This window comes from Gemmatimonadales bacterium (assembly GCA_036279355.1).
Lineage (GTDB): Bacteria > Gemmatimonadota > Gemmatimonadetes > Gemmatimonadales > GWC2-71-9 > DASQPE01.
Map to the genome: position 1 here is coordinate 142,587 of DASUJH010000002.1, position 6,847 is coordinate 149,433.

The window sequence follows — 6,847 nt, forward strand, 5'->3', positions numbered from 1 at the left end:
GCTACATTACCGGTCGGCTTTACGGGAGCCTTCGATTTGCACGTCCTGATCACCGGCGGAACCGGCTTCATCGGATCGCGCCTGACCGAACGATACCTCGCCGCCGGCCATCGTGTGACCGCCCTGGGCCAAGCGAACACGCCGGCCGAGGCAGCCAACATCGCCCGCTTGCGCGAGGCCGGGGCCACGGTGGCTGAGGTGTCGGTGACCGACCCGGCGCCCCTCGCCGCCGCGACGGCCGGGGTCGACGCGATCATCCACCTGGCCGCAGCCCAGCACGAGATGCACGTGCCGGATGCCCACTTTCGTGCGGTAAACGTCGCCGGCACCCGGCACGTGCTCGATGCGGCGCTCGCGGGCGGAGTCAGTCGCGTGGTGCACGGCAGCACCATCGGGGTCTACGGCGACGCGGCCGGGCGCATCACCGAGGACACCCCCTGCCGGCCGGACAACATCTACGGCGTCACGAAGCTCGAGGGCGAGAAGCTGGCCCGGTCGTACGCCGACCGGTTGTCGCTCGTCGCGGTGCGCATTCCGGAGGTGTACGGGCCAGGCGACCGCCGCCTGCTCAAGCTGTTCCGCGCCATCCAGGGCCGGAAGTTCTTCAACGTAGGACCCGGCGTCAACCTGCATCATCCCATGTACGTGGACGACCTCGCCGCCGCGCTGGAGCGGCTGGCCGCGCAATCCGATACCCGCGGCGACGTTGTGTTGCTCGCCGGCCCCGCGCCGATTTCCACCAACGACATCGTGTCGGCGGTCGCGGCGGCGGTCGGGACGGCGCCGCCGGGCCTCCGCGTGCCGATTACGCCGCTCTTGGCCCTCGCTACGGCCCTGGAGCTCACGCTTCGGCCCCTCGGCGTTCAGCCGCCGCTACATCGGCGGCGGATGGATTTCTTCCGCAAGAGCTTCAGTCTCGACACCGCTCGCGCCGCGGCGCTCGGTATTTCGCCGCGGGTCGGTTTCCGCGACGGCGCGAGGCTCACGGCGCAATGGTACCGCGGGGCCGGCCTGTTGTAGCATGTTCCGCCTCCCACGATCGCGAGCAGACCGATGACACAGCCCGGGACCTCCCTGGACGACGCCCTCGCCGCCAAGATCGAGCCGTTCGACTCCTTCTGGGAGGCGCCGGATGACGTCGAGGCGGGATTCAACCGGTTCGCGACTTTCTATCGGCACAATTACCTGCGGTACCTGCCTGCCGATCGCAACTCGCGGATCCTGGTGATCAGTTGCGGGCCGGGCTACTTCGTGAGCTTGCTCAAGAACGAGGGCTATACCCGGGTGACCGGCATTGATTCGTTTCCGGAAAAGGTCGAGTACGCCCGCAAGCGCGGCCTCGATTGCCGCGTGGCGCGTGCCTTCGGCTTTCTTGCGGCGAGTACCGACGCGTACGACGCCATCATTGCCGAGCAGGAGCTGAACCACCTCACGAAGGACGAGATCCTGCGCTTCCTCGCGCTCTGCCGCGAGAAGCTCGCGGAAGGAGGTACGCTCCTGGTGCACGCGATCAATGGCGCGCACCCCATCGTAGGGTCCGAGTCGCGCTGGGGCAACTTCGACCACTACAACGCCTGGACCCACTACAGCCTGCAGCAGGTGATGGAGCACGGCGGCTTTAGGGATGTCGAGGTTTTCCCGCTCAACCTGTACGTCTTCTATCGGAATCCGCTCAACTACGTGGCACTTCTCTGGGATGCCGTGACCCGCGGCCTCTTTCTTTTCAGCTTCAAGATGGTGGGCAAGAGCAACAAACTCTTCAGCAAGAAGATCGGCGCGGTGGGCCGGAAGCGCGGGCGCACCTGATGGAGCGGAATCTCGGCGCGCTGGAGGAGCGGGAGTTCGACATCGCCGTCGTGGGCGGGGGCATCACCGGCATCTGCACGGCGTGGGATGCGGCGCTGCGCGGGCTCTCGGTGGCGCTGATCGAGCGGGGCGACTTCGCCGAGGAAACCTCCGCGCATTCGTTTCGAATGGTCCACGGCGGAATCCGCTACCTGCAGCATGCCGACCTGCCGAGGATTCGCGAGTCGGTGCGCGAGCGGCGCGCGCTGCTCCGGGTGGCGCCGCACCTGGTCGAGCCTTTGCCGATCGTGATTCCCACCTTCGGCCATGGCATGCAGGGCAAGGCGGCGCTCGGCGCCGGATTCAAGCTGTACGATCTGTGCGCGGCCGACCGGAACCGCGGCATCCGCGACCCCGCCCGACGGATCCCGCCGGGGCGGCTCCTCACCCGGCGCGAGGCGCTGGCGCTCTTTCCCGACCTCGACCGGCCCGGGCTCACCGGCGCCGGAGTGTTTTCGGATGGCCAGATGTACAACCCGCCGCGGCTCGCGCTCGCGTTTCTCGAATCGGCGGTGGCGGCCGGCGCGGTCGTGGCCAATTACGTGGCGGCCACCGGCTTTCATCTCACGGGCAAGCGCGTGGACGGAGTCGAGGCGACCGACGTGCTGGGCGGTGGCACACTTCGGATCCGGGCCGCGGTGGTGGTGAACGCCGCCGGACCGTGGGCGCCGGGACTGCTCGACGGGAGCGCCGGTCCGACCCTTACGCCCGGGGCTACGTTCTCCCGGGACACCTGCTTCGTCCTTCGCCGCGCCCCCCGCAACCGCCACGGGCTCGCGGTGCTGGGCGCGACGCACGACCCGGACGCACTCCTGAGCCGCGCCGCACGGCACCTCTTCCTTGTACCGTGGCGCGGCTACACTTTACTCGGCGTCTGGCACAAGGTATTTCCCGATCACCCCGATACGATGACCGTCACCCGAGCGGAGCTCGACGCCTACCTCGCCGAGGTGAACGCGGCATCCCCCGCCCTGCAGCTCACGCCGGATGACGTGAATTGCTTCAATGCGGGCCTGGTTCTGTTCGGCGACAACGCGCCGGGAGCCAAGCATCTGAGTTACGGCCATCGGGCGCGCGTCGTGGACCATGCCGAGGCCGACGGGCACGCGGGACTCATCACCTCGATCGGCGTGCGCTGGACGACGGCGCGCGCCGTGGCCCAGGAGGTGGTGGACCTCGCGGGCCGGAAGCTCGGGCGCACGCTGCCCGGGTCGCGCACTGCTTACACCCGCATCCGTGGCGGCCAGGTGGACGATATCGAGCACTTCGTCAGCGCCGCCGTAGCGCGGCGGCCAGCCGGCATCACGGACGAGGCGGCGCGGACCCTTGCGCGGAATCACGGCTCTGCCATGGGCGAGGTGCTCGCCCATGTGGAGCGCGACGCCGCGCTGGGCCAATCTGTCGCCGGCACCCATGTGATCGAGGCCGAGGTGGCGCACGCGGTACGGGACGAAATGGCCCAGCGCCTCGCTGACGTGGTGTACCGCCGCACCGATCTCGGCACGGGCGAGCGGCCGACCCGCGCCGCGCTGGAGCAGTGCGCGCGGATCCTGGCGGGCGAGCTCGGATGGACGCCCGAGCGGAGCCGCGACGAGATCACCCGCGCCGAGGCCGCCTTTCCGGTCCCCGTGTGAAGATCCTCATTTTCGACTACGAGTATCCGCCGGTCGGCGGCGGCGGCGGGATCGTCAACGCCCTCATCGCCGAGGAACTGGCCTGCCGTCACGCTGTCACCGTCATCACGTCGGCCTACGACGCGCTGCCGCGGCGCGAGATGCGCGGCGGGGTCGAGGTCGTGCGGGTGCCGGTGATCGGCCGCACCGACAAGTCGGTGGCATCGCTGCCCTCCATGCTGAGCTACCCGCCGGCCGCCTGGCTCGCTGCCGCGCGACTGCTTCGCGGCCGGCGCTTCGACGTCATCAACAGCCATTTCGCGGTGCCGACCGGTCCGGGGTCGCTGCCGGTCGCGCGGCTCTCCCGGACCCCGCACGTAATCTCGATCCACGGCGGCGATATCTACGACCCGTCGAAGCGAATCTCGCCCCATCGCTCGGCGGCGCTTCGCGCTGTGGTCGCGGCCGTGCTGCGCGGCTCGGACCGGGTCGTGGCCCAATCGAGCAACACGCGCGACAACGTCTACCGCTATTACCGCTATCGCGGCCCCATCGACATCGTGCCGCTCGGCATCCGCCAGCCGGAGGTGGCGCCGGCCACACGGCGGCAACTGGGGTTGCCGGAGGACGAATTCCTCGCGGTTACGGTGGGCCGCCTGGTGCCTCGCAAGGCCATCGGCACGCTGCTCGACGCGCTCGCGCTGCCGGGCGGCGCGCAGGTGCACCTGGTGGTCCTGGGAGCCGGACCGGAGCTCGGAGCGCTCGAGCGCCACGCGGCGACGCGCGGCCTCAGCGAGCGGGTGCGATTCCTCGGCTGGGTGGACGAGCCTCGCAAGTGGCAAATCCTGCGGGTGGCCGATGCGTACCTCTCGGCGACTATGCACGAAGGGTTCGGACTGGTCTACCTCGAAGCGATGGCGTCGGGGTTGCCGGTGATCACGCCCAATCACGGGGGTCAGGTGGACTTCCTGCGGGACGGTGAGACGGGCTTCCTGGTTCCTCCAGGGGACGCCGAGCGGTTGGCCGCCGCGATCGGGCGCCTGCGCGCCGATCCCGCGCTCGCCGCGCGGATGCGCGAGACCAATCTCGCCCTCGCGCCGGCGCACCGCATCGAGCACTGCGCCGCGGCCTACGAGCGGCTGCTCGACGCAACCGCAGGCGCGCACGGAGCGCGATCGTAGCGCGCGACACCCGCGCAGTGTGACGCATGATGCTGCGCGTCCGCTATAGAAATCCCACCACAAATACGCGGTCAAACGCCGCTGCGCCGCTCGACCACGGGCGTAATGGTTGCATCATGCTGGCGCCGCTCTTGCTTAGTGTTCGCGCTTCTTCGTTCGTCGATTCACCGCGTCGTTCCAATGACATGCCTACCGCAAGTTGACCAGCCGCGCCACCACGTTCTGACCGTCGCGCTCGAGGACTACTACCAGGTCGGCACGTTCAATCGCCTGATTCAACGCGGGCACTGGTACCGCTTCGAGGCTCGCGTCGAGCACGGCACCCGCCGCACCCTCGACCTGCTCGACGAGTTCGGCATCCAGGCCACGTTCTTCGTGCTCGGGTGGGTGGCGGAGACTGTGCCGGAGATCGTGCGCGAGGTCGTGCAGCGGGGCCACGAGATCGCGAGCAAGGGATACTACCACCGGAGCATCCGATCGCTCACGCCGGGCGAATTCCGGGAGGACCTGAGCCGCGCGGGCGAAGCGCTTCGGAAGGCGAGCGGCCAGCGGATCCTGGGCTATCGGGTGGCCGATGGCTGGTTTCGCCCGGCCGACCTGTGGGCGCTCGACGTGCTGGCCGACGAGGGATACGAGTACGACTCGAGCATCGCGCCGATTCTGGGCAGCTTCGCGGCGGAGCCGTGGCGCCGGTACGTGCACGTCCACCACGCCGGCGACCGGCTGCTCACGGAGTTTCCGATCTCGGCCGCGAGCGTGCTCGGCTGCCAGTTCCCGATCGCCGGCGGCAATTACCTGCGCCAGCTGCCGGACGCGTGGCTGCGCCGGGCGGTCGCCCGCTGGATTCGCACCGCCCATGCACCGTTCGTGATGTACTTCCACACCTGGGAGCTCGATCCCGATCAACCGCGAATCCAGGGGGCGCCGGTGCTGGCCCGCGTGCGCCAGTACCGGAACCTGGACTGCATGGAGAGCCGGCTACGGCACTACTTCGCGCGGTATGCGTTCACCGGCATCGCAGACTATCTGGGGCTCGCGACGGGCAACCGGCCGGGTAATGCGGCGGCCGCGGCGGCTTGCACGGGAGCGGCGGTGGCACGGGCCGCGGTGCTGCTGCCCGCGCGCGCCGCGGCCGCGCGGAAGAGCGGAGCCGTCGCCGTTGCGCGGGCGAGCGGCGCCACGGGCAAGGTGGTGCCGGTGACCGTCGTGGTGCCCTGCTACAACGAAGAGCTGATCCTGCCGTACCTCGATAACACGTTGCGGAGCGTCGTGCGGTCCTTCGCCGACCGCTACGAGCTGCGCTTCGTCTTCGTGGACGACGGAAGCGACGACGGCACGGCGGCGGCGCTGGAGCGGATCTTCGGCGGCCGGCCCGGGGTATGGATCGTCCGGCACGACACCAATCGCGGGGTGGCCGCCGCGATCCAGACCGGGCTTCGCTTTGCCGAAACCGAGATCGTCTGCTCGATCGACTGCGACTGCACTTACGATCCGCACGAGCTGGGGCGGATGATTCCGTGCCTCGCCGACGACGTCGCGATGGTCACCGCATCCCCATACCATCCCGCCGGACGGGTGCTGAACGTGCCCGCGTGGCGCCTGATCCTCTCGCGGAACCTCTCCCGGCTGTATCGGCTGGTGCTGCGGCACCAGTTCCATACCTACACGAGCTGCTTCCGGGTGTATCGCCTAAGCGCCGTTCAACCGCTCGCGCTCCGCTATCGCGGGTTCCTCGGCGTCGCCGAGATGCTCGGCCGGCTCGATCTGGCGGGCGAGACGCTCGTCGAGTTCCCGACCACGCTCGAGGTGCGCATGCTCGGGCGGTCCAAGATGAAAGTGCTGCGGACGGTGTGGGGGCATACCCGGCTGCTCAGCCGGCTCGCGCTCCTCAAATGGCGCGAGGGTGGGCGGCGGCCGCAGCCAGCGACGGCGGCCGCTGAGCCCGGGGCCGACAGCGGGGTCGACCCCGAGCAGGCCGCGCTCAGCCATGTCTAGCGTGGGCGTCGTGGGCGGCGGCATGCTGGGGCTCACCCTGGCGATGCGGCTCCGGGGGCTGGGGCATCATGTGACGGTGCTGGAGGCGGCGCGAGAGGGCGGCGGCCTCGCGGCGGCGGCCCGCCTTGGCGACTACACCTGGGACCGGTTCTATCATGTGATCCTGCTCTCGGACCGGAACCTCCTCGCGCTGCTGGACGAGATCGGTCTCGG

The 6,847-nt window shown here is 69.5% G+C and carries 6 protein-coding genes; all 6 read left to right on the top strand.

The features are described 5' to 3' along the window. The first annotated feature begins 36 nt into the window (after nucleotides 1-36). Entirely contained in the window at nucleotides 37-1,020 is a 984-nt protein-coding gene (locus VFW66_00705; protein HEX5385197.1) for an NAD(P)-dependent oxidoreductase, read from the top strand. A gap of 33 nt (nucleotides 1,021-1,053) precedes the next feature. After that, nucleotides 1,054-1,806 (top strand): class I SAM-dependent methyltransferase, encoded by a 753-nt coding sequence (locus tag VFW66_00710; protein ID HEX5385198.1) that lies wholly within the window; start codon nucleotides 1,054-1,056, stop codon nucleotides 1,804-1,806. Further along, on the top strand, nucleotides 1,806-3,479 hold the full coding sequence (locus tag VFW66_00715) for a glycerol-3-phosphate dehydrogenase/oxidase (GenBank protein HEX5385199.1): 1,674 nt from the start codon (nucleotides 1,806-1,808) through the stop codon (nucleotides 3,477-3,479). The genes VFW66_00710 and VFW66_00715 overlap by 1 nt, the downstream gene beginning before the upstream one ends. After that, a complete protein-coding gene (locus VFW66_00720; GenBank protein ID HEX5385200.1) occupies nucleotides 3,476-4,639 on the top strand; it encodes a glycosyltransferase family 4 protein in 1,164 nt (387 codons plus the stop codon). The genes VFW66_00715 and VFW66_00720 overlap by 4 nt, the downstream gene beginning before the upstream one ends. Nucleotides 4,640-4,819: 180 nt before the next feature. Continuing rightward, nucleotides 4,820-6,634, top strand: a complete 1,815-nt coding sequence (locus VFW66_00725; protein ID HEX5385201.1) for a DUF3473 domain-containing protein — start codon at nucleotides 4,820-4,822, stop codon at nucleotides 6,632-6,634. Continuing rightward, nucleotides 6,627-6,847, top strand: a 221-nt coding sequence (locus tag VFW66_00730) for an NAD(P)-binding protein (GenBank protein HEX5385202.1), incomplete at its 3' end; no start/stop codon positions are given. The genes VFW66_00725 and VFW66_00730, both read left to right, overlap by 8 nt.

Excerpts from the sequence above, each read along its gene's own strand:
- VFW66_00715 (HEX5385199.1), top strand. The coding sequence starts at position 1,806 with ATGGAGCGGAATCTCGGCGCGCTGGAGGAGCGGGAGTTCGACATCGCC.
- VFW66_00725 (HEX5385201.1), top strand. The coding sequence starts at position 4,820 with ATGACATGCCTACCGCAAGTTGACCAGCCGCGCCACCACGTTCTGACC.
- VFW66_00710 (HEX5385198.1), top strand. The coding sequence starts at position 1,054 with ATGACACAGCCCGGGACCTCCCTGGACGACGCCCTCGCCGCCAAGATC.